Annotated in this window: 19 protein-coding genes and 2 pseudogenes; 9 read left to right on the top strand and 12 right to left on the bottom strand. The window is 68.8% G+C overall.

What is annotated here, in order from left to right; genetic code table 11:
• The first annotated feature begins 51 nt into the window (after positions 1-51).
• Positions 52-957 (top strand): hypothetical protein, encoded by a 906-nt coding sequence (locus ACFV6H_RS25105; RefSeq protein WP_385545964.1) that lies wholly within the window; start codon positions 52-54, stop codon positions 955-957.
• Positions 958-1,024: 67 nt separating this feature from the next.
• Here ACFV6H_RS25105 and ACFV6H_RS25110 read toward each other — a convergent pair whose 3' ends face one another.
• Positions 1,025-1,207: a hypothetical protein gene (locus ACFV6H_RS25110; protein ID WP_093592247.1), complete on the bottom strand. Its 183-nt coding sequence runs from the start codon at positions 1,205-1,207 to the stop codon at positions 1,025-1,027.
• A gap of 66 nt (positions 1,208-1,273) precedes the next feature.
• A complete protein-coding gene (locus ACFV6H_RS25115; RefSeq protein ID WP_384985671.1) occupies positions 1,274-2,365 on the bottom strand; it encodes a fatty acid desaturase family protein in 1,092 nt (363 codons plus the stop codon).
• Positions 2,366-2,638: 273 nt separating this feature from the next.
• Between ACFV6H_RS25115 and ACFV6H_RS25120 the strand changes: the two genes are divergently transcribed.
• From ACFV6H_RS25120 to ACFV6H_RS25130, 3 genes are all read left to right on the top strand, one after another.
• Complete coding sequence (locus tag ACFV6H_RS25120) at positions 2,639-5,647, top strand: DEAD/DEAH box helicase (protein WP_385545968.1); 3,009 nt, start codon at positions 2,639-2,641, stop codon at positions 5,645-5,647.
• On the top strand, positions 5,644-7,047 hold the full coding sequence (locus ACFV6H_RS25125; RefSeq protein ID WP_385545971.1) for an SWF or SNF family helicase: 1,404 nt from the start codon (positions 5,644-5,646) through the stop codon (positions 7,045-7,047). The genes ACFV6H_RS25120 and ACFV6H_RS25125 overlap by 4 nt, the downstream gene beginning before the upstream one ends.
• A gap of 192 nt (positions 7,048-7,239) precedes the next feature.
• Entirely contained in the window at positions 7,240-8,397 is a 1,158-nt protein-coding gene (locus ACFV6H_RS25130) for a GAF domain-containing protein (protein ID WP_385545973.1), read from the top strand.
• On the opposite strand, the gene ACFV6H_RS25135 is transcribed toward ACFV6H_RS25130, so the two are convergent.
• Entirely contained in the window at positions 8,351-9,391 is a 1,041-nt protein-coding gene (locus tag ACFV6H_RS25135; RefSeq protein ID WP_385545976.1) for an alpha/beta hydrolase, read from the bottom strand. The two genes, ACFV6H_RS25130 and ACFV6H_RS25135, sit on opposite strands and share 47 nt — an antisense overlap.
• 293 nt (positions 9,392-9,684) lie before the next feature.
• Between ACFV6H_RS25135 and ACFV6H_RS25140 the strand changes: the two genes are divergently transcribed.
• On the top strand, positions 9,685-11,514 hold the full coding sequence (locus ACFV6H_RS25140; protein ID WP_385545979.1) for an APC family permease: 1,830 nt from the start codon (positions 9,685-9,687) through the stop codon (positions 11,512-11,514).
• Positions 11,515-11,936: 422 nt separating this feature from the next.
• Here the strand turns inward: ACFV6H_RS25140 and ACFV6H_RS25145 are convergent, their stop codons facing one another.
• From ACFV6H_RS25145 to ACFV6H_RS25155, 3 genes are read right to left on the bottom strand one after another with little or no spacing between them, the layout of a single operon-like run.
• Positions 11,937-12,698 (bottom strand): SDR family NAD(P)-dependent oxidoreductase, encoded by a 762-nt coding sequence (locus ACFV6H_RS25145; protein WP_385545981.1) that lies wholly within the window; start codon positions 12,696-12,698, stop codon positions 11,937-11,939.
• 10 nt (positions 12,699-12,708) lie between these two features.
• Positions 12,709-13,854, bottom strand: coding sequence for an acyl-CoA dehydrogenase family protein (locus ACFV6H_RS25150; RefSeq protein WP_385545984.1), 1,146 nt, complete (start codon positions 13,852-13,854; stop codon positions 12,709-12,711).
• A gap of 26 nt (positions 13,855-13,880) precedes the next feature.
• Positions 13,881-17,366, bottom strand: a complete 3,486-nt coding sequence (locus tag ACFV6H_RS25155) for an indolepyruvate ferredoxin oxidoreductase family protein (protein WP_385545987.1) — start codon at positions 17,364-17,366, stop codon at positions 13,881-13,883.
• 164 nt (positions 17,367-17,530) lie between these two features.
• Here ACFV6H_RS25155 and ACFV6H_RS25160 point away from each other — a divergent pair, with 164 nt between their 5' ends.
• On the top strand, positions 17,531-17,971 hold the full coding sequence (locus ACFV6H_RS25160; RefSeq protein ID WP_384985685.1) for an Lrp/AsnC family transcriptional regulator: 441 nt from the start codon (positions 17,531-17,533) through the stop codon (positions 17,969-17,971).
• A gap of 167 nt (positions 17,972-18,138) precedes the next feature.
• Here ACFV6H_RS25160 and ACFV6H_RS25165 read toward each other — a convergent pair.
• The 3 genes and pseudogenes from ACFV6H_RS25165 to ACFV6H_RS25175 form a co-directional block, all read right to left on the bottom strand.
• A pseudogene (locus ACFV6H_RS25165) lies at positions 18,139-18,489 on the bottom strand (M1 family aminopeptidase); the annotation flags it as partial.
• 155 nt (positions 18,490-18,644) lie between these two features.
• A complete protein-coding gene (locus ACFV6H_RS25170; protein WP_385546232.1) occupies positions 18,645-19,928 on the bottom strand; it encodes a M14 family zinc carboxypeptidase in 1,284 nt (427 codons plus the stop codon).
• Positions 19,929-20,392: 464 nt separating this feature from the next.
• Positions 20,393-21,007 (bottom strand): TetR/AcrR family transcriptional regulator, encoded by a 615-nt coding sequence (locus ACFV6H_RS25175; RefSeq protein WP_385545990.1) that lies wholly within the window; start codon positions 21,005-21,007, stop codon positions 20,393-20,395.
• Between the two features lie 142 nt (positions 21,008-21,149).
• Between ACFV6H_RS25175 and ACFV6H_RS25180 the strand changes: the two genes are divergently transcribed.
• Positions 21,150-21,266, top strand: coding sequence for a helix-turn-helix domain-containing protein (locus ACFV6H_RS25180; protein WP_384985724.1), 117 nt, complete (start codon positions 21,150-21,152; stop codon positions 21,264-21,266).
• A 103-nt stretch (positions 21,267-21,369) separates the two neighbouring features.
• Here the strand turns inward: ACFV6H_RS25180 and ACFV6H_RS25185 are convergent, their stop codons facing one another.
• Both ACFV6H_RS25185 and ACFV6H_RS25190 read right to left on the bottom strand, forming a co-directional pair.
• Positions 21,370-21,885: a hypothetical protein gene (locus ACFV6H_RS25185; RefSeq protein ID WP_385546242.1), complete on the bottom strand. Its 516-nt coding sequence runs from the start codon at positions 21,883-21,885 to the stop codon at positions 21,370-21,372.
• Between the two features lie 91 nt (positions 21,886-21,976).
• Positions 21,977-22,792 (bottom strand): annotated as a pseudogene (locus ACFV6H_RS25190) (serine hydrolase domain-containing protein); the annotation flags it as partial.
• Between the two features lie 354 nt (positions 22,793-23,146).
• Between ACFV6H_RS25190 and ACFV6H_RS25195 the strand changes: the two are divergent.
• Positions 23,147-24,253 (top strand): branched-chain amino acid aminotransferase, encoded by a 1,107-nt coding sequence (locus ACFV6H_RS25195; protein ID WP_385545993.1) that lies wholly within the window; start codon positions 23,147-23,149, stop codon positions 24,251-24,253.
• Positions 24,254-25,898: 1,645 nt separating this feature from the next.
• On the opposite strand, the gene ACFV6H_RS25200 is transcribed toward ACFV6H_RS25195, so the two are convergent.
• A complete protein-coding gene (locus ACFV6H_RS25200) occupies positions 25,899-26,024 on the bottom strand; it encodes a hypothetical protein (protein ID WP_385545996.1) in 126 nt (41 codons plus the stop codon).
• Positions 26,025-26,187: 163 nt separating this feature from the next.
• On the opposite strand from ACFV6H_RS25200, the gene ACFV6H_RS25205 reads away from it, so the two are divergent.
• Positions 26,188-26,364, top strand: a complete 177-nt coding sequence (locus tag ACFV6H_RS25205) for a hypothetical protein (protein WP_385545999.1) — start codon at positions 26,188-26,190, stop codon at positions 26,362-26,364.
• Positions 26,365-26,624 lie beyond the last annotated feature (260 nt).

Genomic DNA, 26,624 nt, shown 5'->3' on the forward strand with positions numbered 1-26,624 from the left:
GGTTGCCCACTGGCTAGGGTGCGCCGACAACGGATCGGATGGGGAGGTGCCGTGGCCGGAACGGACGACTCCATGGACGATGACCCGCTGTATGTGCTGACCGCCGCGCTGCTCACACCCGCGCGGTTCCCGGCCGTGCTCGGCGACGACTATCCGGAGGCCTGTGCCGCCCTCGGGCTGGAGCCCTACGACCGTGGATACGGCCTGGTCATGGGCCAGGACCGGGCAGGCGCCCGCTGGACGGTGGTGGTGGACGACGTCTCGTTGGTCGCCGTCGCGATCGCGTCCTGGGACTGCGGTATCGAGTACGACCTGTCACCCGGCGAACGGACCGTGGTCTGCGCGCTGCCCGGCTGGCCGCTCGCCCTGTCCGTACGGGCACCCGGTCTGCCTGCCCCGCACGACCCCGATCCCGAACCGACGCCCGGCACCGAGGATGACGACGGGAACGGGCCGTCGGACGGGACCGAGACCGACCGGAGCGGGAACGAAGACAGCACCTGGCGTCCGCTCACACCGCCCGACACCGATGCCTGGGGCCCGGCCCAGCGCCGACTCGGCGCGGACGAGGTCGCCCTTCAGTGGGCGGTATGGCGGGAGCGGCTCACCGCAGCGGTGGCCACGGACTCCACCGCCGACACCGACGCCGCCGACACCAAGGACGGCGGCCCGGAATCCACGGCCCTCTCGCATCAGGGAGTGCGACGCGTACTCAAAGAGCTGCATTCCTATGTCGAAACGGCTCCGCCGCTCGGCCGGGTCCGCTCCAGCTTCGCCCCGGGCGAGGCCAGAACACTGCGCGCCGACGGCCCCGGCTGGTCGTTTGTCGCCAGGACCGACGACATGGCGTTCATCCTGCTGGACGAGGAGCCGGGCGAGATCCTGCCGGTCGGCCGTGGCACCGAACTGCCCGCGCTGCTCACCGCGCTCGACAAGATGGCCGTACGTCCGGCCTGACCGCTCGCACGGTCAGGCCCTCCTCGTACCCGATCCGGCCGTCGTCATCGCGCCGCGTCCCGTCGGCTCAGCGGCCTATCTCTTTACGGCTGATCCTGCGCAGCCTGCGGCGCTGCGACGGGTCCAGCATCAGATACGCGGCGGTAGGTACCCCGAGCACCACCAGCAGCGAGAACCAGAATCCGATCAGCGGCATCAGAAGAAGGCCTACGGCCACTCCCCCAATGACGATCTTCGTCCTTGTCGACATCGACGCCTCCTTCGCGGCACAGGCCGCTTCTGCTCGGTGAACGCACACCGGGCTCCGCCAGTTCCACTATGCGCCCGAGCGCAGCGGTTCGCCGACGTGGTGCATATGGCTGAGCGCCTGCCGGTACGACTCGACGAGCCCGGTCTCGGTGTACGGAACGCCCAGCGCGAGGCAGTGCGCACGGACCAAGGGCTGGGCGAGCCTCAGATGAGGACGGGGCATGCTCGGGAAGAGATGGTGCTCGATCTGGTAGTTCAGCCCGCCCAGGAACCAGTCCGTGAGCATGCCGCCCCGTACATTGCGCGAGGTGAGGACCTGTCGGCGCAGATGGCCCCAGCCCTCGCCGTTCCCGGCGTCGGGCATCTCCATGCCCTTGTGGTTGGGCGCGAACGCCATCCCCAGATGGAGACCGAGAAGCATCTGGTGGATCAGCGCGAATACGACGGCCTGGCCGACGGTCATGGTGGTCAGCAGCAGCGTGACATAAGCGACGACATGGGCCGTGAGCAGCAGGCCTTCCACCACGCGCTTACGGGTGGGCATGCCCTCGTCCTCCGGTCCGGAGGATCCGGAGAAGACGGCCCGGAAGCCGTACACCTTGAGGGCTATGCCCTCCAGTGTGGTGAGCGGGAAGAACAGCCAGGCCTGGTGACAGGTCAGCCAGCGGCGCAGACCGGAACGGCCGGCCGTCTGGTGCTGCGTGAAGACGAGGATGTCGGCGGCGACATCCGGGTCCTTGTCGATGTGGTTGGGGTTGGCGTGGTGCCTGTTGTGCTTGTCGTTCCACCACTCCTGGCTCATTCCGAGCAGCAGATTGGCGTGGACGAGCTGCACCAGCCGGCCCCTGCCACGGTCGGCGGTGATCTGGGAGTGTCCCGCGTCATGGCCGACGAACGCCATCCGTGCCGATACGACGGCCAGCAGAGGCGCGAGAAGCAGTGTCCACCAGGACGGGCCGAGAAGCGCCATTCCTGTGATGATCGCGCCCAGAAAGAGGAAGTTGACAGTGATGCCCCGGGCGTACCAGGCGACCCGGCGCTCCAGCAGGCCCTGCTCCCTCACCGTCCGCAGCAAGGGCGCGAAGTCGCTGCCGCCCGCGCGGCCGACGACGGGGTCGGGTATGGGCTCCGCGATGGGGGCGATGGCGGCTTGGGGCATGTCGGTCTCCGGTCTGTAGGCCGATGTCCAGTGGGGAAAAGTCGCGCAGACTGCGCTGACCTCTTGAAACGTACGGGGAGGAAACGCCGGCGGCCATGAGGCCACCACCCGGAAAAGGTGGAGGCTGCCAGGGGGTCGACGGTGGTGCTGGCTACACCCTGACGACCAGGCGTGAGTCAGGTCACGGTGGCGCCGCTCCCGCGTGGCTTCGCGGTGAGGTACCCTCGGCGGCTCCGACCCGCAGTAGTCAAACTTGAGGAATGCGTCTTCGCTGTGCACAGGCTCCCCGCGGCAACGCCCTCCCGGATCTCCGAACTCGCCCGCTGCTCCACGGTCTTTCTTCCCGCGGACCCGGCCCGCACCGGCCGGATCGCCCACTGGCACCCCGACGGCGCGGAGCCGCCGTCCGCACCGGGCTCCGTGGAGGAGCTGGCTGTCGTCGACACCGATGGCCACCCTCTCACGGTCGGAGCGCTCCTGATGCCCGTATCAGCCGCTCTTCCGCTGCTGACCAGGGCTCGTATGCGCGCGGACGCCTCGCCGTCGACGGCTTTCTGGGGCGCCGCCGCTCTGCTGGCTCTGCAACTCGCGGCCCGTGGAAGGCTGTTGCCCGGTCTCACCGGGACGGACCAGGACGCGTGGCGCGCCGGGCCGCTGACCTCGGAGGATCTGGAGCGGATCCGTACGCTCGCCGCCTCGATGCCGCCCTCCGCCCATGCCGTTCCGCTCGTTACGGCATCACCGGGACCGCTTCTTCTGCCCGCGCCTGAACGGCTGTTGCGGGACTTCCTCGACGCGGTCGTCGACGGGCTGCCCAGGACACCCGCCGCTGAACTCGCCGCCGCAGGGCCCGCTTTCGCCGCCATGCCGGCGAACCGGTTCCCCGAGTTGCGCGGCTGGGCGGCCGATGTGGCCGCCGGCCATGACGCGGGCGTACGGCTCTCCCTCCGCGTCGAACTGCCCGGCCTCACGGACGCCCGAGTGCGCGTGCCGGACGCGGATCCCGGTGCCAGTGCCAGTGCGGGTACGGGTGCAGGTCCGGACACCGTTGAAATGGCCGGCGCGGGCCTCGCCTTCCGGGCTGTCCTCCAGATGCACAGCGTCAGCAATCCCACGGTCGTCGCCGACGCCACCGCCGTATGGTCGGGTACGGGATCCACCGGTACGGCCTTCGGCCCGCGCGCCCGGATGGACGCCCTGCTCGCCCTGCGCCGTGCCGCCCGCGCCTGGCCGCCGCTCACGCCGCTGCTCTCGGCCGCCGTGCCGGACGCCATCGAACTCGCGGACGAGGACATCACCGACCTGCTGGGCGAGGCGTCCACGGCGCTCGCCGCGACCGGCGTCCAAGTGCACTGGCCCAAGGAACTGGCCCGCACGCTGACGGCACGCGCGGTCATCGGCCCTGGCGGCCAGGCGGAGGAGAGCGACGCCGACCGCGCCGGCCAGGAGCAGGATCCGAAGGAGGACGACCAGGACGACCGGAGCAGCCCGTACCGTACCGGTACCGATCTGCCCGCCTTCCTCTCGGCCGACGCGCTGCTCTCCTTCAACTGGCTCTTCGCACTGGGCGATCAGCGGCTCACCCGCGCCGAGCTGGACCAACTCGCCGAGGCCAGCCGTCCCGTGGTCCGGCTGCGCGGGCAGTGGGTGCTCATCGATCCCGCGGAGGCCCGGCGCGCCCGGGAGAGCCAGGACCGCAAGATCACTCCGCTCGACGCCCTCGGCGCCGTACTGACCGGCTCCACCGAGGTCGAGGGCCGCCGTGTCGAGGTGGCGGCCACCGGCTGGCTCGCCCGGCTGCGCGACCGTCTCGCCGATCCCGAGCGGACGGACGGCGACGAACAGCGGATCGGCCCGCCCGCGGCGCTTGCCGCGACTCTGCGCGACTACCAGCTCCGAGGCCTCAATTGGCTGCACCGTATGACCTCGCTCGGTCTCGGCGGCTGTCTCGCCGACGACATGGGGCTCGGCAAGACGATCACTCTTATCGCACTCCATCTGCACCGGCAGACCGACGCCTCGGCCGCCGGGCCGACTCTGGTCGTCTGTCCGGCCTCGCTGATGGGCAACTGGCAGCGCGAGATCGAACGGTTCGCGCCCGGCACGCCCGTACGGCGCTTCCACGGCACCACGCGTGACCTGGAGGCCCTGGAAGCGGGCGAGTTCGTGCTCACCACGTACGGCACGATGCGGCTGGACGCGGCCCGGCTCGCCGGTGCCGACTGGGGCATGGTCGTCGCCGACGAGGCGCAGCACATCAAGAATCCGTACTCGGCCACCGCCAGAGCGCTGCGTACGATCGGCGCCAGAGCGAGAGTCGCACTCTCCGGCACTCCCGTGGAGAACAATCTCTCCGAGCTGTGGGCGATCCTCGACTGGACAACTCCCGGGCTGCTCGGCCGCCTTGGCACCTTCCGTACGCAGTACGCGCGCTCGGTGGAGAGCGGTGACGATCCGGCGGCGGCCGAGCGGCTCGCCGCGCTCGTACGGCCGTTCCTGCTGCGCCGACGCAAGTCCGACCCGGGCATCGCGCCGGAGCTGCCGCCCAAGACCGAGACCGACCGGGCCGTCTCCCTCACCGCCGAACAGGCCGGGCTGTACGAGGCGCTCGTACGGGAGACTCTCGCGGCGATCGCGGAGGCGGACGGCATGGAGCGGCGCGGGCTGATCGTCAAGCTGCTGACCGGACTCAAGCAGATCTGCAACCACCCGGCGCACTTCCTCAAGGAGGACCGGCCGCGTATCGCGGACCGTTCGGGAAAGCTGGACCTGCTGGACGAACTGCTCGGCACCATCCTGGCCGAGGGCGCGAGTGTGCTGGTCTTCACGCAGTACGTACGGATGGCGCGGCTGCTCGAACAGCATCTCGCGGCGCGCGGTGTGCCCACGCAGTTTCTGCACGGCGGCACACCGGTTCCCCAGCGTGAGGCGATGGTGGACCGCTTCCAGAACGGTGAAGTGCCGGTCTTCCTGTTGTCGTTGAAGGCGGCGGGCACCGGGCTCAATCTCACCAGGGCCGAGCATGTCGTCCACTTCGACCGCTGGTGGAATCCCGCCGTGGAGGCGCAGGCGACGGACCGCGCGTACCGCATCGGGCAGGACCGGCCCGTACAGGTGCACCGGATGATCACCGAAGGCACGATCGAGGACCGGATCGCCGACATGTTGGCCCGTAAGCAGGCGCTGGCCGATGCGGTGCTCGGTTCCGGCGAGGCGGCCCTGACCGAACTGACCGACGCCGAGCTGGCGGATCTGGTGGAGCTGCGAGGGAGCGCGCGATGAGCGGCACGGATGGTACGGACGGCTGGGGCGGCCGGGATGGCGGCGGCAGCCAGGGCGGTCGGGACAGTCGGGGAGGCGGGGATGACATCGAGCGCACCTTCGCCGCTCAGGCACCTGCGCCTGGCCGCGGTTTCGCCCATACCTGGTGGGGCAGGGCCTGGCTGAAGGCGCTGGAGGAGACCGCGCTCGACGGCGCGCCGCTGGCGAAGGGACGCAGACACGCCCGCGAGGGCGCGGTGGGTGCCGTGACCGTACGGCCGGGCAGGATCACCGCGGTCGTACAGGACCGGGACGGCACCGCGTACCGCAGCGATGTGCTGTTGCAGCGGCTGAGCGAGGAGGAGTGGGACCGCTTCCTGGACATGGCGGTGGACCGGGCGGGCCATATCGCGGCGCTGCTGGACCGGGAGATGCCACCGCACCTGGTCGAGGACGCGGCGGCGGCCGGAGTCGAACTGCTGCCGGGTATCGGTGACTTGGAACCGGAGTGCGGCTGTGAGGCATGGGACCACTGCGCGCATTCGGCGTCGCTCTGCTATCAGATGGCCAAACTGCTGGACCAGGATCCGTTCGTGCTGCTGCTGATTCGCGGCAGGAGCGAGCGCCGGCTCCTCGACGAACTGCATGTGCGCAGTGTCGCGCGGGCCTCGCGGGCCGCCGGTACGGAGGCGGAGGAGGCGCCGGACATGGAGGAGACGGTCGCCGATACGGTGGGCGTGCTCACCGTGATGGCCTTCGCGGCACGGGACATTCTGCCGCCGCTGCCCGCTCCTCCGCCGCTACCACGGGAGCCGGGGCAGCCTCCGGCCCTCGACACCGGGACCGAGCCGTCGGTCGCCGACTCGTCGTCCGGGACCGATGCGTCGCCCGGAGTGGATGTGGACGCGCTGGAACTCCTGGCCGCGGACGCGGCGGCACGGGCACTGCGCATGCTCTCCGACGCGCTCGCGCCCGATCATGAACAGCAGCCGCTGGAAGACGAATTGACGCTCCGTCAGGACGGTGTCCGGCTCGCGGCGGCGACATCGGACACCCGTCTGCTGGCGCGGCTCGCCGTCGGCACCGGTCGGCAGCGCGCGGAGCTGGATCTCGCCGTACGCGCCTGGCGCCTCGGAGGCGCGGCGGCCCTCGCCGTACTGGAGGACGAGTGGACACCGGAGCCGGAGGCCCTCGCGCGTGCGGAAGCGGCTCTCGCCACCGCCTGGGAGGACGGAGACCGGCCACGGCTACGGGCCCTGGGCGCGGGCCGCTGGTCCGTCGCCGACGCGTCGGCACAACTGCGGTACGGACACGACGGACGCTGGTGGCCCTACCGAAAGGAACACGGCCGCTGGGCCCCGGCCGGCCCAGCCGCCCACGATCCGGCGGCGGCCCTGGCGGAGGTGCTGAGCGAAGGCTGAACGAGGGCTGGCTGAACGAGGGCTGAGCAAAGGCTGAGTGAGGGCTGACGGAGAGACACGGAAGACGGACGGCGAGCGCAGGGAGTGGCTGCCCGCCGGTGAGCCGGATCGGCGGCCGGCAGGACGCTTGCCGGGCGGTGTCGTCGGGGGTGACGATGGTCGGGTCCGGCCCGTCCGACCGGGGAGGCCGTGTTGTCCGACACCTGGGTGGCCCTCGAAGGAGGCACCGATCCGGCCGAGCGCCGTGGCGTACTGCGCCGGGCGCACGAGTCGTCCGCGACCGCGGGCCGGGTCGAGCGGCCCGTACGGTCGGTGGTCGCCGCCTCCTGGCAGCGTTCCGCCCGCGCCCGCGTGAGCCCCGAGGGCACGGCGAGCGTCGAGCTGACCGACGACGGGCTCGCCGCGTACCGCGACGCGCATCCTCTCTCCCGGATGATGCCGCTGTTCCGTGAGCTGATGGGCGCGTACGCCATGGACGGCGAGCATCTGATGGCGGTGTGCGACGCGCACGGCAGACTCCTGTGGGTCGAGGGACACCGGGCGACGCGGCTGCGGGCGGACCGGATGAACTTCGTCCCGGGAGCCCGCTGGTCGGAGGCCGTTGCCGGAACGAACGCGCCGGGCACCGCGATCGCCGTGGACCGGCCCGTACAGGTCTTCGCCGCCGAGCACTTCCAGCGGCCCGCCCATCCCTGGACCTGCGCGGCGGCGCCCGTCCACGATCCGTACACGGGACGGCTGTTGGGCGCAGTGGACATCACCGGCGGCGACCGACTGGCTCATCCACACAGCCTGGCCTTCGTCGGCGCGGTCGCGCGCGCCGCCGAATCACAGCTCGCCTTGCTCGCGCCACCGGCCGCCGCCGGTTCCGTACGGCTCTCCACGCTGGGCCGCGACGAAGCGCTGCTGGTGACGGCGGGCCGCAAGGTCAGACTGAGCCGCAGGCACAGCGAGATCCTGACCTTGCTCGCCCGGCGTCCGGAAGGCGCCACAGGCGACGAGCTGCTGGTGGAGCTGTACGAGGACGAGTCGGTCCATCCGGTCACTCTGCGCGCCGAACTCTCCCGGCTGCGCGGACTGCTCGGCGCCGGACTGCTGCGCTCGCGCCCGTACCGGCTGGCGGTCCGCGTGGACGCGGACTCGGGCGCTCGCGTCCGTACTCCCCGTGGCGCAGCGGCCCGCCGCGCTCGCGCGCGTACGCGAACTGGACGCGTGGCAGCGGCCCTGACGCGGATCACGGATCGCGGTCCGTGCGGGCGCCCTGTGCCCTGTGGTCCTGCGCCCTGCGCTCGGCCGAGGCCCGTCAGGTCGCGCCGATGGCGGCGGCGAGCATCGGGAGCGAGCGGGTGAGGGAACGTTCCCAGTACGGCCAGGTGTGGGTACCGGGACCGTAGCGGTCGGCGGTGACATTCAGACCGAGGGCCTGCGCACGCGCTATGTAGTCCCCGGCCATCAGGTCGAGCACCGCCTCCAGGGCGTCGGGAGTACGGTCCGGCGCGTCGAACGGGCCGGGCAGGCCGTTGCCACTGCTGACGTATACGGGAAAGCCACGAGGGAGGCGCGAGATGAGCTCGTACGCGTTGTGTTCCCGCCAGAGGGCCGCCTGGGCGGTGGGATCGCCCCACAGGTCGAGCGGTTCGAGTCCCTGTCCTCTGACGATGTTCTGAATGCCGGCCGTATAACGCGCCGTGTTGATGAGTCCGCTGAAGGACGCGGCGGCGCGGAAGAGCGTCGGATACCGGGCGGCGTAGTACAGCGCGCCGTGTCCGCCCATGGACAGCCCGGCCACGGCGCGCCGGTCGTTGGCCCGTAGCTGCTGTTCCAGGATGCGGCGGACCTCGGTCAGATGGAAGGTCTCCCAGGCGGGAGCACCGTACCGGCCCTGGTTCCACCAGTTGGCGTAGAAACCGGCCGGTCCGCCCTCCGGCGTCACGATCAGTGCCGGTGTATTGGCGGTGATGGCGGCGGCGTTGCCCCAGCCGGTGGAGCCCGGGCCGCCGCAGCAGCCGTGCAGCAGATACAGCACGGGCCAGCGGCGGGTGGGCGAACTGTCCCAGCCGGGCGGCAGCAGCACGGTGGCGTTGGCGGTACGGCCGAGTGCGGGTGACTCGATCCGCAGGTTCAGGGTGCGCTCATCAACGCGCTCGGCGGCCAGCAGCCGTCCCCGGCGACGGGAGGAGGCCGGCGCGGCGGCAGGTACGGAGCGTACGGCGGCGGACGCGGATACGACGGAGCCGGAGGCCAGGGCGCCTACGCCGGCGACGGCAAGCGCGGCCACGGCACGGCGCCGGGTGAGAGGGCGCGGGGCGGACAAGTCGGGTGCGGAGCCGGGCGGTTGGGACATGGTGTCTTCTCCGTCTCTCCAGAAGCAGCGGTGCGACGTGTGCGTACGGCGTGTACGGGTGTGCCGGGCGGTGGTCCCTTGGTTTGTCTTACGTCAGGGCTCCGGGTGTGTAAAGGGTTTTCACTCAGGGAGCATTGAGGGTCTCTACGTCACAGATCAGCGGACAGGAAGCGGTTTCTCCTCCCTGGGCGAGCGTGGCCTGCTGCCCGCTGTCGCTCGCGCTGCGAACCGGCCCCGATCTCCTTACTCTCGGTTTACGGGCACCACGGTGTGTGCCCATGTGAAGGAGCGTCATGCCTGCCGAGACGGAAACCGGTACGCCGACTCCGGAGGCCGAACCCATCCCTGCCGAGGCCGAACCCCTCCCTACCGAACCTCTCCCTGCCATCGACGGGATCCGCAGCCAGGATCAGGGCGACGACGAGTCGCTCCAGGCCTCCGGCGACAAGCCGGAACTCCAGCCCGCCCTCGGCAATACCCACACCTTCGCCGCCGGGATCAGCTACCTCGCGATCCTGACCGGCACCTTCCCGCTCTTCTACTTCGGTGTGACATTCGCCGGGCCCGGCTACTGGTGGTCATGGCCCATGGTGTTCCTCGGCCAGCTCATGGTGGCGCTGTGCTTCTGCGAGCTGGCCGCCCGCCATCCCGTCGCCGGTTCGGTCCACACCGATACGGCCCACACCGGGCCGGTCCACAACTGGGCCAGGAAGCTCGGCGGTCCGCATATCGGCTGGCTGGGCGGCTGGATGATGGTGACGGCCACCATGGTGTCCCTCTCCACGGTCGCCCTCGCCTACCAGATCACGCTGCCGCAGATCTCCCGGTTCTTCCAGTTCGTGGGACCCGGCACAGGCAGGACCGATGCCGCCGCCAACGCCGTACTGCTCGGCTCGGTGCTGATTCTCTTCACCACCCTGGTCAACGCGTTCGGAGTCAGACCGATGGCCCGGTTCAAACCCGCCGGAGTGCTGGTCGAACTCATCGCCGCCCTCACCCTGATCGCGCTGCTGGCCGCGCATCTCACGCACGGACCGGGCGAGATCACCCGGACAGCCGGTCATGGCAGCGGCGGCGCCGACGGCATCGGTGAGTCGCTCGGCTATGCCGGCGCGCTTCTGACCGCCTTGCTCGCCTCCGCCTATGTCATGTACGGATTCGGCACAGCGTCGTCGCGTGACAAGGAGTCCCTCGACTCCAGCCGCAACGCACCGCACGCGATCCTGCGGGCCCTCGTCGTCTCTCTCCTGATCGGCGGGCTCATCGTCCTGTTCGCTCTGCTGGCCGTGCCCGATCTGAACTCCACACGGCTGTCCGCGGACGGAATCCAGTTCGTGCTGCTCTCCACTCTCGGTCCGACCGTCGGCGAGATCGTGCTGTGGTGCGTGGTCATCGCCATCACCGTCTGCGCGCTGACGGTGCACAGGGCCGGGATCCGGCTGGTCTTCGCGATGGCCCGCGACAACTGTCTGCCCGCCTCCTCGCTGCTCGCCCGGGTCAGCCCACGGTTCGGGACTCCGGTGGTGGCCGCGATCGCCGTCGGGCTGGTCGCCGTCGGCACTCTCGTGATCAATGTCAATCAACCGCAGATCTTCTCCGTGATCACCAGCATCGCGATCATCATGATCTATCTGGCCTATCTGACGGTCACACTGCCCATGCTGGTGCAACGGCTGCGCGGTACCTGGCAGCCCAAGCCCACGTCCGAAGAGCACTTCTCGTCCAAAGGGCGCTTCTCGTCCGGGGAACACTTCTCGCTCGGCCGGTTCGGGCTGCCGGTCAATCTCCTCGCCGTGCTCTGGGGAATCGGCATGTCGGTCAATCTCGCCTGGCCACGCCCGGAAGTCCACAACGCGGAGCCGCTCTTCCACTGGTATCCGCGCTGGGGCGCGTTCCTCTTCGTCGGCATCGTCGCCGCGGGCGGCTTCACGTACTACTGGCTCGTCCAGCGCGAACGTACGGGCGTGCCCGGATCCGGAGCCCGTCAGGGCCACACCCACGCCCACGCCCACACCCGCATCCACATCCGCGGCAACCTGATTGCAACGTACCGGTCCCTACTGTCCACCGTGCGGCGTCGTCCAACGGCGGGCGGCGCGAAAACCGGGAGGCCACCGAAATGACCCGTTACACAGCACCCGGCGTCTCCGTCCCGCCGAGTCCGCCGCGTCAGGCGCAGCAGGCCGCTGCCGGCGATGCGGACCTCCTCCCCCACAACCAGTTCCTCGCGGGCCTCCGCGAAGTCCCACCCCCACCTCCGAATCTCCCAGCCGTGCGTACGAGCCGTGCCGTCTGCTCACCCCGGTTCGCGTCAACCAGGAAGAAGCCACGCGGTCACGCTCCGGGGCGTCAGGTGTCTGTGCTGGGGCTAGGCCGTGTCTGACAAATCCCGTCTGGCTCACGACGCCTGGCACGCACGCTCGCCGCATTGTCGGGATCATCCAAGTACGTCCAGTACGAGGATGACCCTCCGCCTTGCGATCGCACGCACCAGACGCCGTGAGCCCCGCCCTGCGGGCGGACGACGCTATGTGGCAGACACGGCCTAGCGGGGCGCCATGCGCAAGGCACCGTCCATACGGATGGTCTCGCCGTTGAGGTAGTCGTGCGCGGCGATCATGAGGACAAGTCGGGCGTATTCGTCGGGGTGTGCCAGGCGGCGGGGCATGGGCACCCCTTCGGCGAGGGCCGTACGCACCGCGTCAGGGAATCCGGCCATCATGGGGGTGTCGACGATTCCTGGTGCGATGGTCATGACACGGATGCCATGGTCGGCGAGGTCCCGGGCCGCGGTGATGGTCAGACCGGTGACACCGGCTTTGGAGGCGGCGTAGGCAGCCTGACCGACCTGTCCTTCGAAGGCCGCGATGGAGGCCGTGTTGACGATCAGTCCGCGCTGGCCGTGATCGTCGGCGCAGGTCCGGGCGATGGCCTGGGCCGCGAGGCGGAGCACGTTGAAGGTGCCGACGAGATTGACGTTCACCACGTGGTGGAACAGGTCGAGCGGGTGGGCGCCGCGGCGTCCCAGGACGCGGGCGGAGGGCGCGATGCCGGCGCAGTTGACGGCCAGCCGTAGCGGGTGTCCGTCTCGGGCGACGCGCTCCAGTGCCGTGCGCACCGGTTCCTCGTGTGTGATGTCGGCCGCGAGCAAGGTCACGTTGTCCGGCGGTGCGGGTGCGTCGCCGATGGCTTGCTCGAGGTCGAGGCCGTAGACATGCGCGCCGTTCTGGGCGAGCAGCGCGGCGGTTGCGGCGCCGAGCCCGGAGGCGGCGCCGGTGACGAGTGCCGCGTTTCCACTGATGTTCATGGGGTCTCTTCTAGGGCTGTCGGGTGAGGTGCCGGCTGATGACGAGGCGCTGGATCTGGTTTGTTCCCTCGAAGATCTGCATGATCTTCGCTTCCCGCATGTAGCGCTCCGCGGGGTATTCGCGAGTGCATCCGTATCCGCCGAATACCTGGACGGCGTCGGTGGTGACCTTCATGGCGGCGTCGGTGGCGATGAGTTTGGCGATGCTGGCCTGGCGGCTGTAGGGGGCTCCGGCGTCGCGGCGGCGGGCCGCGTCCAGGTAGGTGGCGCGTGCGGATTCAACGGCGGCGGCCATGTCGGCCAGGAGGAAGCCGAGGCCCTGGTGGTCGATGATTTTTCGGCCGAACGCGGTGCGCTCTTGGGCGTACTGGGTGGCTGCGTCCAGGGCTGCCTGGGCAACGCCGGTGGCGCATGCGGCGATGCCGAGGCGTCCGGAGTCCAGGGCGCTGAAGGCGATCTGGAGTCCTTGTCCCTCGGCGCCGATGAGGCGGTCGGGGGTGATGAGGGCGTTGTCCCAGTAGGCCGAGGTGGTGGGGACTGCGTGCAGGCCGATCTTCCGTTCCGGGTTTCCGAAGGAGAGTCCGTCGGTTTGTCCGGGTGCGAAGAAGCAGGAGATGCCGCCGTTGCCGGCGCCGGTGCGGGCGAAGAGGGTGTAGAAGTCGGCCTTGCTGCCATGGGTGATCCAGGCTTTGCTGCCGTTGACGCGGTAGCCGTCGTCGCTTTTGTCGGCGCGGCAGGTGAGTGCTGCGGCGTCGGAGCCGGAGTGCGGTTCGGACAGGCTGTAGGCGCCGATCAGTTCGCCGTTGAGGACCGGTTCGGCCCACCGGTCACGCTGGGCGGTGGTGCCGAAGGTGAGCAGCGGGAAGGCGGCCAGTGTGTGGACGCTGACGGCGACCGCGACGGCGGCCCAGCGGGCCGCGAGTTCCTCGATGACCTGGAGGTAGACCTCGTAGGGCTGGCCTCCTCCCCCGTCGGCCTCCGGGTAGGGCAGGCCGAGCATGCCTGCCTGGCCGAGCAGGGTGAACAGGTCCTGGGGGTAGGTCTCGGTGCGTTCGTATTCGTCGACGCGGGGGGCGAGTTCCTTTTCGGCGATGTCGATGACCAGGCCGAGGAGGTCGTTGGCCTCCTGGCTGGGCAGCAGTCGTTCGACGGGCATCGGCTGTTCCTGTGGTCGGGGCCGGATCAGGCGGAGGCGGGGGCTGACGCGGTGAGTGTCTGCAGGGCCTTGCGGGCCCCGGTGCGGAAGTCGGCGACGCGGGCGAGTTTGATGTCCTCGTATCCCTTGACGGTTTCCGCGAGTCGGGCGATTTCCTCGACCGTGGTTGCGGTGTGCGGGGTGAGGTGGTTGAGGGCGTCGTCGACGAGGGCGCGGTACTCGTCGACGAGGGCGCGCTCTTCGCGCCGGACGGTGGCGTAGCCGAAGATGTCCCAGCGCGTGCCGCGCAGGGAGCGCATTGCGCGCAGGGTGCGGAAGACCAGCGGTGCCGAGCGTCGCAGGCGGATCTTCCGCTTCATGCCCATTGCCCGTAGGACCGGCGGGTGCAGCATGACGGAGACTCGGGCCTGTGCGCCGAACTGTCCGGTGATCTTGGCCTGTTCGACGCTGTCCAGGTGCAGCCGGCCGACCTCGTACTCGTCCTTGTAGGCCATCAGCTTGTGCAGGCCCTTGGCGTATGCGAGGGCGATCCTGTTCCCCGGCTCGTCGCCTGCGAGCGTGCGGGCGCGGTCGGCCACGTGGCGTACGTCGGCCGTGTAGCGCCGGGCGTACGCCTCGTCCTGGTAGGCGATCAGGTCGGTGGCACGCAGGGCGATGGTGTCCTGGAGCGATGTGGAGGCGGTGACGGAGGCCGCGAGGGACCGGGCGGCCGGGGTGATGTCGACGGCGGGCGGGTGCGGTGCCGTGAGTGCTCCGAGGACGGCGGGGCGGTCGATGACGGCCGCGCGCCCCCATCGGAACGCCGCCAGGTTCTTGTCGACCGCTGCCCCGTTGAGGCGGATCGCCTGCTCGACCGCGTCGGCGGACAGGGGGAGGCAGCCGTGCTGGAAGGCCGCTCCGATGAGGAGCATGTTGGCCGGCATGTGGTCGTCGAACAGGGCTTGGGAGAGAGCTTGGGCGTCGAGGTAGAGGTTGTCCTCGGCGCGTGTGACGGACTCGATGCGCTCCAGGGCTTCGTCCGGGGATCCGGGAACAGCCACACGGTTGGTGACCATCGCGGCTGTGGGCACGATCGCGGTGTTAACGACGGCGATGGTGTGTTCGCCGCGGGCGGTCCGAAGGTTGGAGTCGGCGGATGCCCCCAGCACGTCGAAGCCGATCAGGACGTCGGCGGTGGCACGTGAGGCCCTCAGGGCTCCCTCGATGGGCGAGGTGGAGATGCGCAGGTCGCTGACGACCGGGCCGCCCTTCTGTGCGAGGCCGATCTGCTCCAGTCCCGCCGCGTAGTGCCCGTCGATGTGGGCGGCCATCTGCAGGATCTGGGAGACCGTTACGACGCCGGTGCCGCCGATCCCCGGCATGCGCAGCAGGACGCTGTTGCCGCTCACGGCGAGTACGGGCTCGGTGAGGGTGCCGGGCAGCCGCGGCATCGTGCGGCGGCGTGGGGTGGTCGGCTCGACGAGGAGGAAGGAGGGACAGTCGCCTTTGAGGCAGGTCAGATCCGCATTGCAGGACGCCTGGTGGATCTGGGTCTTGCGGCCGAATTCCGTCTCGACCGGCTGGACGGACAGGCAGGTCGAGACGTCCCCGCAGTCTCCGCAGCCCTCGCACACGCGCTCGTTGATGACGACCTTCTCCGCGGGCGTGGGGAGTTGTCCCCGCTTGCGAAGCCGGCGCTCCTCCGCCGCGCAGCGGTCGTCGTGGATGAGCACGGTCACCCCGTCGACGGCGGCCAGCTGCTTTTCCGCCTCGGGAAGGTCGTCGCGGTGCCGGACGGTGGCGATGCGGTCGAGGGTGATTCCCCGGTATGCGGACGGCTCGGCGGTGGTGACGATGACCTGGCGGACGCCTTCGAGAGCCAGCCATCGGGTGAGTTCGGGAATGGCCAGCCGGCCTTCGGCACGCTGGCCGCCCGTCATGGCCACGGCATCGTTGTACAGCAGTTTGTACGTCATGGTGGCGTTGGCCGCGACGGCGGCGCGGATGGCCAGGGAGCCGGAGTGGTGGAAGGTTCCGTCACCGAGGTTCTGTACGAAGTGGCGGTCATCGGTGTAGGGGGCGATGCCGAGCCACTGCGCGCCTTCGCCGCCCATCTGGGTCAGACCTATCTGGTTGCCGCGGCCTGCTCCGTCGAGGGCGATCATGGCGTGGCAGCCGATGCCGACGCCGACCAGGGTGTCGTCTGCGGTGCGGGTGGAGGTGCTGTGGGGACAGCCGGAGCAGAAGTAGGGGGTACGGGAGGTGGCCATCGGCAGGGGCGTACGGCGCGTCGGAGGCGAGGGCGCCAGGGCGGCCAGATGCCGGGCAGCTGTACGCGGCAGCCGCTCGGGGCCGATGCGCGAGGCCAATGCCGTGGCCACGTCGTCTGCGGCCAGGGTGCCGCGCGCCGTCAGCAGCGGTCGGCCGTTTTCGGCGTACCGTCCGACCACAGTAGGCGGATCGGGGATTGCGTAGAGCGCCTGCTTCAGCTGTCCTTCCAGGAAGGGCACTTTGTCCTCCACGACAAGGACCTCTTCAAGGTCGCCGGTCATGGCCACCAGTTCGTCGGCCGCAAGGGGGAACGGCATGCCCAGGCGGATCAGCCGGATGCCCAGCTTCTCCATGGCCGGCTGGTCGATGCCAAGGTCGTCCAGGGCGCGTTGCACGACCGCGAACGATGTGCCGGAGGCGAGGATGCCCAGGGTGGCGCGGCGTGCGCTGAAGGCGACACGGTTCAGGCCGTTCTCCCGGGCGTAGGAGCGCGCGAGGTCCAAGCGGCGGACGAGCATGTCGAATTCAGCGTCCAGAGAGGCGGGGCCCACCAGGGTGGGGGGCGCACCGCGCTGCGCCTTGGGGCCGGCGGGGATGCCGGAGCCCATCGCGTCCAGGTCGATGACGGCGGACGCGTCCGCGATGTCCGCGACGATCTTGATGCCTGCCCACAGTCCCGTAGCCCGTGACAGCGCCACGGCGTGCAGGCCGTATTCGATGATCTGGGCGACGGAGCCGGGGGCGAGCAGTGGCATCGACAGGCTCTGGCACATCGGTTCGCAGGAGCTGGGGACGGTCGAGGACTTACTGCCTGGATCGTCACCGATCCAGGCGACGGCCCCTCCGAGGGCCGAGGTCCCCGCCACGTTGGAGTGCCGGATGGCGTCGGCCGCCCGGTCCAGGCCCGGGTTCTTCCCGTACCAGAAACCGGTGACGCCCTGGTGGCGGCTGCCGGGGACCTTGCCGAGCATCTGGGTTCCCGCGACCGCTGTCGCGGCCAGTTCCTCGTTCAGTCCGGCGCGGAAGGTTACGCCCTCGGGGTCGAGGAAGCGGCGGGCGCGGCCCATCTCCAGGTCGACCCCGCCCAGGGGCGAGCCCTGGTAGCCGCTGACGAACACGCGTGTGTTCAGACCGCGTGCCTCATCCAGGCGCCGCTGCTCCAGCGTCAGTCGTACCAGTGCCTGGATCCCCGACATCAGCACACGCCCGCTGTGGAGCACGTACTTGTCATCCAGCGAAATCGCGGCGGGTTCGGTGCGCACGCGGGCCTCCTCTTCTCCGTGCCGCTCAGTGCGCCCAGGACAGCAACACACTCGGCATCGGAGCAAGCAACTTGCGAGAGAGCAGGGTAAACACGCAAAGTTATAAAGTACCGGCGGGGTATTCTTTCTTTACTTTGCGTTCCTGCTTCCGTCTTGGGGTACCGATGACAAGCCTCGACGAGGTCGATCACCAGCTGCTGCGCATGCTCCGCGAGGACGGCCGCCGGACCTTCTCGGAGATGTCCGGGAAGATCGGGCTGTCGGTCGCCGCGGCCAAACGCCGCGTAGACCGGTTGCGTGAGAGCGGAGTGATCACCGGCTTCACCGCGCAGATCGACTACACGAAACTCGGATGGGGCATCGAAGCCTTCGTCGAGCTGTCGTTCGCGGGCAGTACCCCGGTGGGCGAAATCGTGCGCGTCGCCCACAAGGTGACGGAGGTCGTGGGGGTCTACACCATCGCCGGCGACCCTGACGCACTGGTGCATGTCCGCGTCCGCGACATCGGACACCTGCAGCAAACCATCGACGGTCTGCGGCGGTCGGGGCAGGTGACCGGCACCAAGACACTGATGGTGCTGGGCTCTTGGGTACGGAAGGCATAAGGTCGCCCACAGCCGTCACCACGGCACCCATGACAACCGTCCGATGGCGCACGAGGGTTGCCCGGCTCGACAGGACGGGCCGGAATGCCGCACAACGCGGTCGGCGCGCCGGCCCTGCGGCGGTTCCGGCTCGCGCATGTCCGACTCAGCCACAGTCATGGCGGACGCCTGGCAGCGGCGACGGTGTAGGTGGCGAACGACTCGTTCAGCCACAGGTCGTTCCACCACTCCATGGTGACCAGGTTGCCGAACCACATGTGGGCGAGCTCGTGCAGGATGATCTCGCCACGTCGCTCGTAGAAGTTGTCGGTGACCTTCGAGCGGAAAATGAACTGGTCGCGGATGGTGACCGCTCCCGCGTTCTCCATTGCGCCCGCGTTGAACTCGGGCACGAAGAGCTGGTCGTACTTGCGGAAGGGGTAGGGGTGGTCGAACTTGTCCTGGAACCAGTCGAAGCCCTGGCGCGTGACGTCGAAGATGTGGTCGGCGTCGAGGAACTCGGCGAGCGACGGGCGGCAGCGGCGCGACTGGAGGATCGAGAACCGGCCCAGTGAGGTTCTCGGACAAGTGGACTCCGGCATCGAGGGCCGTACCGCAGGCAACGAGCAGGACAGGTTCGCCAGGGCGCGTCTTCGAAGTGGCGCGGATGGTGGCGATCAGGGCGCCGCGCCCGTTACCCGGCTTCGGCGTCCAGCAGTCCGGCTACCGCCAGCGCTGCCTCGACCTGCACAGCGACCAGGTCGCCCAGTGGGTAGGGCTCGGCAAGCAGGTACGCCTCGGCTTCGGCGCACCAGATGTCGAACAGCGCGCCGGCTTCCTGGCCGGCCGCGCGCACAGCGGCTCGCTGGTTGCCGGCCCGCAGCTCGGCGTCGAGCTGTCGCCGGAGCAGGCCGGCGGCCCTCAGCCGCAGCATATGGGTCGTGCAGCGGACAGCGAACTCCTCAGCGACGGTGGCGTCCCGGTCCGCGAACACCGAGGCCATGGCCTCATAGGCCGGCACGAGCCCTTCGGTCTGCTCGATGGACCCAGCCAGAGCACGGCGCAGCGGGGTGCTGATCACCAGGTGGGGCTTCACCGGATCCGTGATGCTCGCGACTTCTTCGACGGTCTTCTTGGCGTCGCCGGCGCCTTCCACCAGGACGGCGGAGTAGGACCGGCCGCTGGTGCTGACGTCGTTGGCCCGTGGGTCACGCCACAGAGGGGTCTCCGCGATCAGCGATGTGGCGCCATGTCGTCCGGCGTAGTGCGAACTGGAAGAGCCGAAGCGGGCCGTTCCGTCTTCGCGAGCAGCGGCGGCGGCCAGCGCTTTGGCCTCGGGCATGAGGTAGACCGCGCGTCCCGCCTCGGGCCAGCCCAGAGTGTCCATGGGGCCGAGGGAAAGCTCGACACCCTGCCTGACGCTGACCTCCCCCAGCGCCTCTGCGGCGCCGGTCAGGTTGCGGTTGAGGATGTAGAAGACACCGCCGAAGTCCGCGTTGTGCAGGGAGTACGACAGCCGGGGCTTGAGTTCGTCGATGACACGGGCCAGAGCCTGCGTCTCGGGAAGCATTCCGTCGAAGTAGGCCCCTTCCTCCAGCACCGGAAAGGTCCACTCCGGCTGATCGGCAAGAGCGGGGCGGTAGAACCGCTCGTGGTAGTTGCGGATGGTGAAAGGACCGGCGAACCAGCCCTCGTTCAGGCGTGTGGCATCGGGGTCGAGACAGGGAATGAAGTTCCACGTATAGCGCCCGCGCGCTTCGCCGCTTTCGGCGACCAGCCTGGCCAGATGCACCACCGTGAGCAGTCCGATCGGCTCGTTGGGGTGCGGGCCGCCCACCACCAGCGCCTGCTCCTGGCCATGCCCCACAGACAGCAGATTGAGAGGCTCGCCCTGGCGCGACAAGCCGACCCGCCGGAGCCGGCACAGCTCGGGGAAGTCCCCGACAAGCTCCTCGACAGCAGCGTTCAACTCGTCCACCGTGAGCAACCGGTCGATCCGACTGGGCACGTATCCGTAGTCCACGACGACTTCCACCTCGATCTTCGATGTGCCTGTGACAACGGCGCCTCAGTGCGGACGCCCAACTTCCGCGATCGCGGGCCGCGAACTGGCCGCGCGCCCTGCCTCCCGGGCGACCGCCGGCCGGACCGGTCACGGAGGAGTACGGAGGAGTACGGAGGCAGCGACAGTCAGAGGACACGACGCCGCCCGCCGCCGCTCCTCGGTGAGTGGAGCCCAGAGGCAATTCATAACAGCACTACTACCGTAACGTCACTATCGTTGATGGGATGCATGTGGCCAACTCCGCCCGACGGGTCTCACTCCGCCTCAGGACGGGGGCGCCGCACATCGCGGCGCAGACTTCACCGCTGCCTGGCAGCACCACCCGCGCATGCGGGCCTCAGTCGGCCGACCTCTCCCGGAGCCGGCCGCCCGCCATGTCACGTCCTGTCGACAGCGGAAGCCAACGCGCTCGCGAAGTCGGCCCATTGCCCCGCCGTGAACCCGCTCCCGGCGAGCACCTGGCGCAAGGCCAGCCCGCTGAGCATCGAGGCGACCGCGACAGCGAGACGTTCGGCCTCCTGGGCCGTGAGCCGGCGTTCATCGCCGGGGGCGATGAGTCGGGACGTCAGCATGGAGCTCAGCACGTCCCCGCGGCTTCCCCAGCGAAGACCCTCCCGGGGCCTTTCGTCGCGAAGAATGACGGCCATGACGTCGACCTCAAGCCTGAGGGCCCTGAGTCCGTCCGACGACGCGACGATGCGGTGGTACTCCTCGGCGTACGCCTTCAGTACGTCAGTGGCGGTCAGCGCCTGGTCGTCGCCCAGCTTGGTCATCGCCGCGCCGAACTCATCGAGCGTGCGGTCGAGCACCGCGAACAGCAGGTCAAGCTTGGAACCGAAGATCGAGTAGATGGCCCCGCTGGTCAAGTCGGCTGCCTGTGCGATCGCCTGAACACTGACGTCTTTGTAGCCCTTGCTCATGAACAGCTGCTCCGCAGCAGCGATCAAGGCTTCCTGGTTGCGGCGTCGCAACTCGGCCCGACGTCCCGTCATGCAAGTCCCCTCGGTCTTGCGTGAGGTTCGCTCTACGCAGCTATAACAGCCTTATTACTGTAACGCCTTCCTCGGGGCCCTCAGGCGTGCCAGTCCGGCCCGCTCCGCGATTCCTCCTCTCGGCCAGAATGCCGAAGAGGCCCTGCACCAGAACACTTTGCGGTACCGAACCCGGCGCGCGGTCGAAGTGTTCGGCATCGACCTGCACGACGCCGATCAGCGTCTCATCCTGTGGCTACAGCTGCGGCTTCTCACCTGAGGGGCGGCCAGAGCACCGGTTGGGCCGTGTCGTGCCCAGAACCCACGCCTGAAGAGCTGTTCGGAGGCGCCGTGTCGAGCTGGGGACACGGCGCCGGATATGCTCACCCGCTCTTGCGGATCGCCCGCGCGCCGAAGTGCAGGTAGCGGCTGCCGTCCTCAAGGGCGAACATGACGAGCGGAATCGGCGGCAAGCCAGGCGACAGCGGGGCCACGTACAAGCCCCGGCCGGGGTCGACGGCCGTGACCGGCTGGATCGGGGGCGCGTCGAAATTCTCCTTGTGGAAATCCTGCTTCATGCTGATCGAGACCGTCGGCTCGCCGTCGGGTCCCGGGGTGAGCTCGAAGGTCGTGGCGTATGAGTCGTAGGTGCCGTACCAGTCCGTCAGGTCGTGCTGGACCGGCTCGGCGGGCGCCTCCGGCAAGTCCGGCTCGCGTGGTCCACCCACCGCGGAGGCGATCTCGTTGACGAGGGTGTGCCAGAGCTCCAAGACGCGACCGCCGTTGGTCAGCAGCGCAATCGCGCTGTCCTGCCCGGGCAGCACACGCAGCAGAGCGGACTGTCCGATGGTGCCGCCGTCGTGACCGTAGATGCGCTGTCCTTCCCAACTGGGCAGCATCCAGCCGATTCCCCAGTGGGGGGGCGATCGTCCAACGGTCCGGCATCTCAACCTGGGGGGTGTGCATGGCCCGAACCGACTCAGTGGTCAGTACGCGAGTGCCGTCGGCCGCCAGGCCGCCGGCAAGGTGCATCTTCGCGAAGGTGATGAGGTCTTCGGCCGTCGCACACACGGCGCCGGCGGGCCCGAGTGACCGGGGCATGTCCCATCGGGGGGAGGGCTCGGGGTAGTCGTCCCCGGCCGGGCCCGGGTGGCCCAGTGCGGCGCGGAACCGCAGAACTTCCTCGGGGAGGGTGAAGGAGTGGTTCATCCCCAGCGGCTCGAAGAGCAACTCACGCATGCTGGTGTCCCAGACTTTGCCGGTGACCGCCTCGATGACACGGCCTGCCACACTGAAGCCGCTGTTGCAGTACGACATCGTGGCACCCAGCGGGTGAACCTGGTCGAGCTTCGCGCACAGCGCCGTGTACCGCTCGAGAACGTCGTCGCCACGGCCCGCTTCGTCGAAGACATCGCCCTCGATGCCGCTGGTGTGCGTGAGCAGGTGCCGCAGGGTCACCGTGGCGGTGACGTCCGGGTCGGCGACCTTGAACTCGGGCAGCACCTCGACCACCGGCCGGTCCAGATCCAGCTTGCCCTCATCGACGAGCCGCATCACCACCGTGACCGTCAGGACCTTGGTGATCGAACCGATCTGGAACAGCGAGTCGATGGTGACCTCGACCCCCGTGCCGCGGTTGAGGACGCCGGTCACCGCGGCAACCGTCTCACCGTCGTTCAGCAGGGCCAGTGACGCACCCGGCACCTTGTAGTGCTCGGCAAGGGTGGTCAGGCGTGCTTGCAGCCACGCGCGGTCGACAGTCGCGATTCCTCCCGATATGGGAGTACCAAATAGGACAAGACGCACGATGGGGCGGCTTGGCTGAGGAAATTGCGGTTGGTCCGGGCGGAGTCGTGGTCATTCACCGCAGGATCGACCTCGGGAAGCGTGCTGCCGACGACCCACCTGGGTCTTCGTCGTGATCAACGAGAAACAGCCCAGGCCCTTGTCGACGAAACCGAAGTTCGCTCCATACCGGGTGTCACACCATGAAGGGATGCAACCACCAAGCACCGGATCGCACACACTGGCTCCGCGCACTCGCCACAGGCGAACTCGGCATGGAGCCTCGGCAAGAGGTGGCACCGGCGTCCTGGCAGTACTGCTCGGGAGTGTGAGCGCGGCCCGGCCAGACGACCGACCGGTGAAGGATGAGTACTCATGACAACGCCCACGATCAAGCTCAGGCCCTCCTCCAGCCCACTGTCCGACGCGGAGCGCGAGACGATCCTGGCCAACCCCGGCTTCGGCCGCCACTTCACCGACCACATGGTGACCATCCGCTGGACCGAAGAGCGCGGCTGGCACGACGGCCGGCTCGTCCCATACGGCCCGCTCTCCCTCGCCCCGGCCACGAACGTCCTGCACTACGCACAGGAGATCTTCGAGGGCCTGAAGGCATACCGCCGTCCCGACGGCACCGTCGCCACCTTCCGCCCGGACGCCAACGCCCGGCGTTTCCAGGCATCCGCACGTCGACTGGCCATGCCGACGCTGCCCGTCGAAACCTTCATCGAAGCCTGCGACGTCCTCGTCCGGCAGGACAAGGCATGGGTCCCGGCCCACGGCGGGGAGAAGTCCCTCTACCTGCGCCCGTTCATGATCGCGACCGAGATCGGCCTCGGCGTGAGACCGGCGAACGAGTACCTCTTCGTCGTCATCGCCTCGCCCGCCGGGGCGTACTTCCCCAGCGGCGTGAAGCCCATCTCGATCTGGCTCTCCGAAGACCGCGTCCGCGCGGTCCCGGGCGGCACGGGCGACGCCAAGACCGGCGGCAACTACGCGGCCTCCCTGCTCCCGCAGGCCGAGGCGGCCGCGAGAGGCTGCGACCAGGTCGCCTACCTGGACGCCGTCGAGCACAAGTGGGTCGAGGAACTCGGCGGAATGAACCTGTACTTCGTGTACGGAGGTGGAGCCGGCGGAAAGCCAAAGATCGTCACCCCGATACTCACCGGCTCCCTGCTCGCGGGCATCACGCGTGACTCGCTCCTCGAGCTCGCGAAAGACCTCGGCTACGAGTCGGAAGAGGGCTCCGTCTCCATCGACCAGTGGAAGGCCGACACCGAGAACGGCACCCTCACCGAGGTCTTCGCCTGTGGCACGGCCGCAGTCATCACGCCCATTGGCACGGTGAAGTCGGCGCGCGGCGAGTGGCAGCAGTCGGGCGGGCAGCCCGGCAAGGTCTCGATGAAGCTCCGCGACGCGCTACTCGCCATCCAGACGGGCAAGTCCGAGGACACCCATGGTTGGACGCACCAGGTGGGCTAGTTGTAGAAGGCCATGATGTTGGGGGCGTCCAGAGTTGCTTACTCAGCTGCCGTACCTTCGTACGGTCACCTCGTGGGCGAGCGCGGCTGAGCCGTCCCCGCAGCATCTGACAGGTGCGGTCGGGAGCTCTATCTCCTCGGGTGTATTCCGGAAGCAGAACTTAACTTCTCGATGGGCCGCGAAAGCCGCTGTGTCGCCGGGACAGCTGCGTAGTTCTGCCGATGCCGGCGACCGGCCAGGCTTGTCATGATCGCCGTATGACTCATTTAGAGCAAAGACCGTCTCCTTGGCGGTGGAAGCCCGCGCCGCAGCCGATCAGGAGCAGCACAGGCAGTCCGCCGACGACGATGAGCCCGGTCCATCACGGGTGATCGGCTGTCAGCCCCCAGAGATCCACGGTGATCCACAGGCCAACGTCCCCGTGAGCCAGTCCCAGAGCATCTTGCCGACGGCCAGCGCGATGACCGCATGCAGCAGGAACTTCAGCAGCGGTCGAGAGACCCGGACACCGCGACGGCTCCCGTGCGGGACTGCGTCCGGGCTGGCACGCCCACCTCCTCAACCAGTACCAAGATCCGGACCATACACGGGCCAACACTCCACCCATCGCTGGCCCAGGCCCCGTTTCCCCTGGTCACCGCGCCATGCAAGATGTACCACCAGCACACGAAGAACCTTCTGGTGTCGTACTCCCCGAAGAAGCTCGGCTTCTGCTAGACGCACACGAAAAGGCGCCTGACCTGACCTGGACGTCTGCCCGTCAGGCGCCCTTCTCGGCGCACACTTGAGCGAAGAGCCGAAACAGGGTCCGTACTGCGCTCGTGACGAAATCCGGTGTTTGCTGCTGGTGGCTCACTAGCCGCAAACGGCGGTGCTCAATCCTCAGACCAAGCAAGTGGGAGCAGTTCTGGCCGACGATCCACCGGCGTCAGTGCCGACCGTTGGACGTGTCGGGGTATGTTCGTGACGGCCGTCACGGCCCGGACGGGGCCAGTGCCGACCAGGCAGCGGCCAGAGCCTGGAGCCTCCCGCGGATGTAAGCCGCGGACTCGTTGAGGCGCAAAGGCCCTGGCCTTGGTAGCGCGGCCTCAGCTTTCAGCTGAGGCCGCGGTTCTTCGAACTACTTGAGCCTGCCATAGAAGTACATGACAACGATCACGACCTCACAGGTTGCCAAAACGGTGTTGGTCGTGAGGCAGCGCCAAGCGGCGCCCCTTAACCGGCTCCTCCATCTTCTCCACGCTGTGGAGCGGTGCTCTCTCCTGGATCAACGGCACGGCGTCTTCAGCCGCCCCCTTCGGTGGTGCGAGGAAGTGCCTCGCCGCGCTGAAGGCATGACGTCACGCCCTCAACTGGAGGGCGTGTTGAGCTTTTCTTGAGGTAAGACAGTAGGCAGCGGTCTTGATCTGCGTCATTACTTCTGAGGCGAAATTGAGCATCACAATCCGGCTGCAAGTGCGAATACCACCCTTAACTGGCACGAAAGCTGCCGGAAATGTCATGCACGCGGAACACGATCCACAAGTACGTGCCCGAACTGAGGGGCGGTCAAGTCGCGCTCTCGCAAGCCGACCTGCCCGGCTTCCGGGATCAGCGGAGTAGACCAGCCGTTTGCGGATGGTGACGATCCTGCTGGCTTGTTCGGTCACGCGGCGAGGGAGAGGTCGAGTCGGGCAAGGTGGCTGACGCGGGTGCGGTCGAGCGGGTGGCCGTTCCACCAGGCGTCGAGGCGAATGAGGTTGAGCGCGACGTCGGGTCGCGGTCTGCGCAACGAAGTCCTCTAGATCATGGTTGCCCACGAGTCGCTCCTTGTCGTCTGAGAGTTCGGCAACTGGTTGCAGCGCAGTTGTCCATGGGCGCGCATATTCCCGTGATCGTCGCCCTGCCGTGGCCGCATTGCGGACCCCAAGAGGGTGCTATGGCGTCGGCACGGGATGGTGTTCGAGGAGCTTGCCTTCGAGGTGATGGCGGAGCTCCCGACGGCGCTGGCGCGACGCGAGGTTCTGGCGCTGATCGAACAGGTTCGGGAAGCGTTCGGTGCCTGCACCTGGGTGCAGTACATGCCTCACGCTGGCGCCGTCGAGGTGCGCGAGATCGGGTGGTGCGGTTGATGTCTCTGAGGATGCTGAGGGGCGCCGGTGGTGCCGGACGCCGCAGCGAGTCCATCGACGGCCAGGAAGACCATGGCGCGCGCAGAGCGGCAGCACGTCCGTAAGGAATAGTGCACGCCTGAAATATTGCCTCATCACCAGTAGGACGGGGTCGAGGCCGCCGGGTACACAGTCTGGGTGACCGATCGGCAGCTGACGCCCATCGAAGGGGTGGATCTTTCCGGCGTGCCGACCCGGCGTCTGCCCGGCCCTCCGCCGCG

Origin of the sequence: Streptomyces sp. NPDC059743 (genome assembly GCF_042732975.1) — a bacterium.
GTDB lineage: Bacteria > Actinomycetota > Actinomycetes > Streptomycetales > Streptomycetaceae > Streptomyces.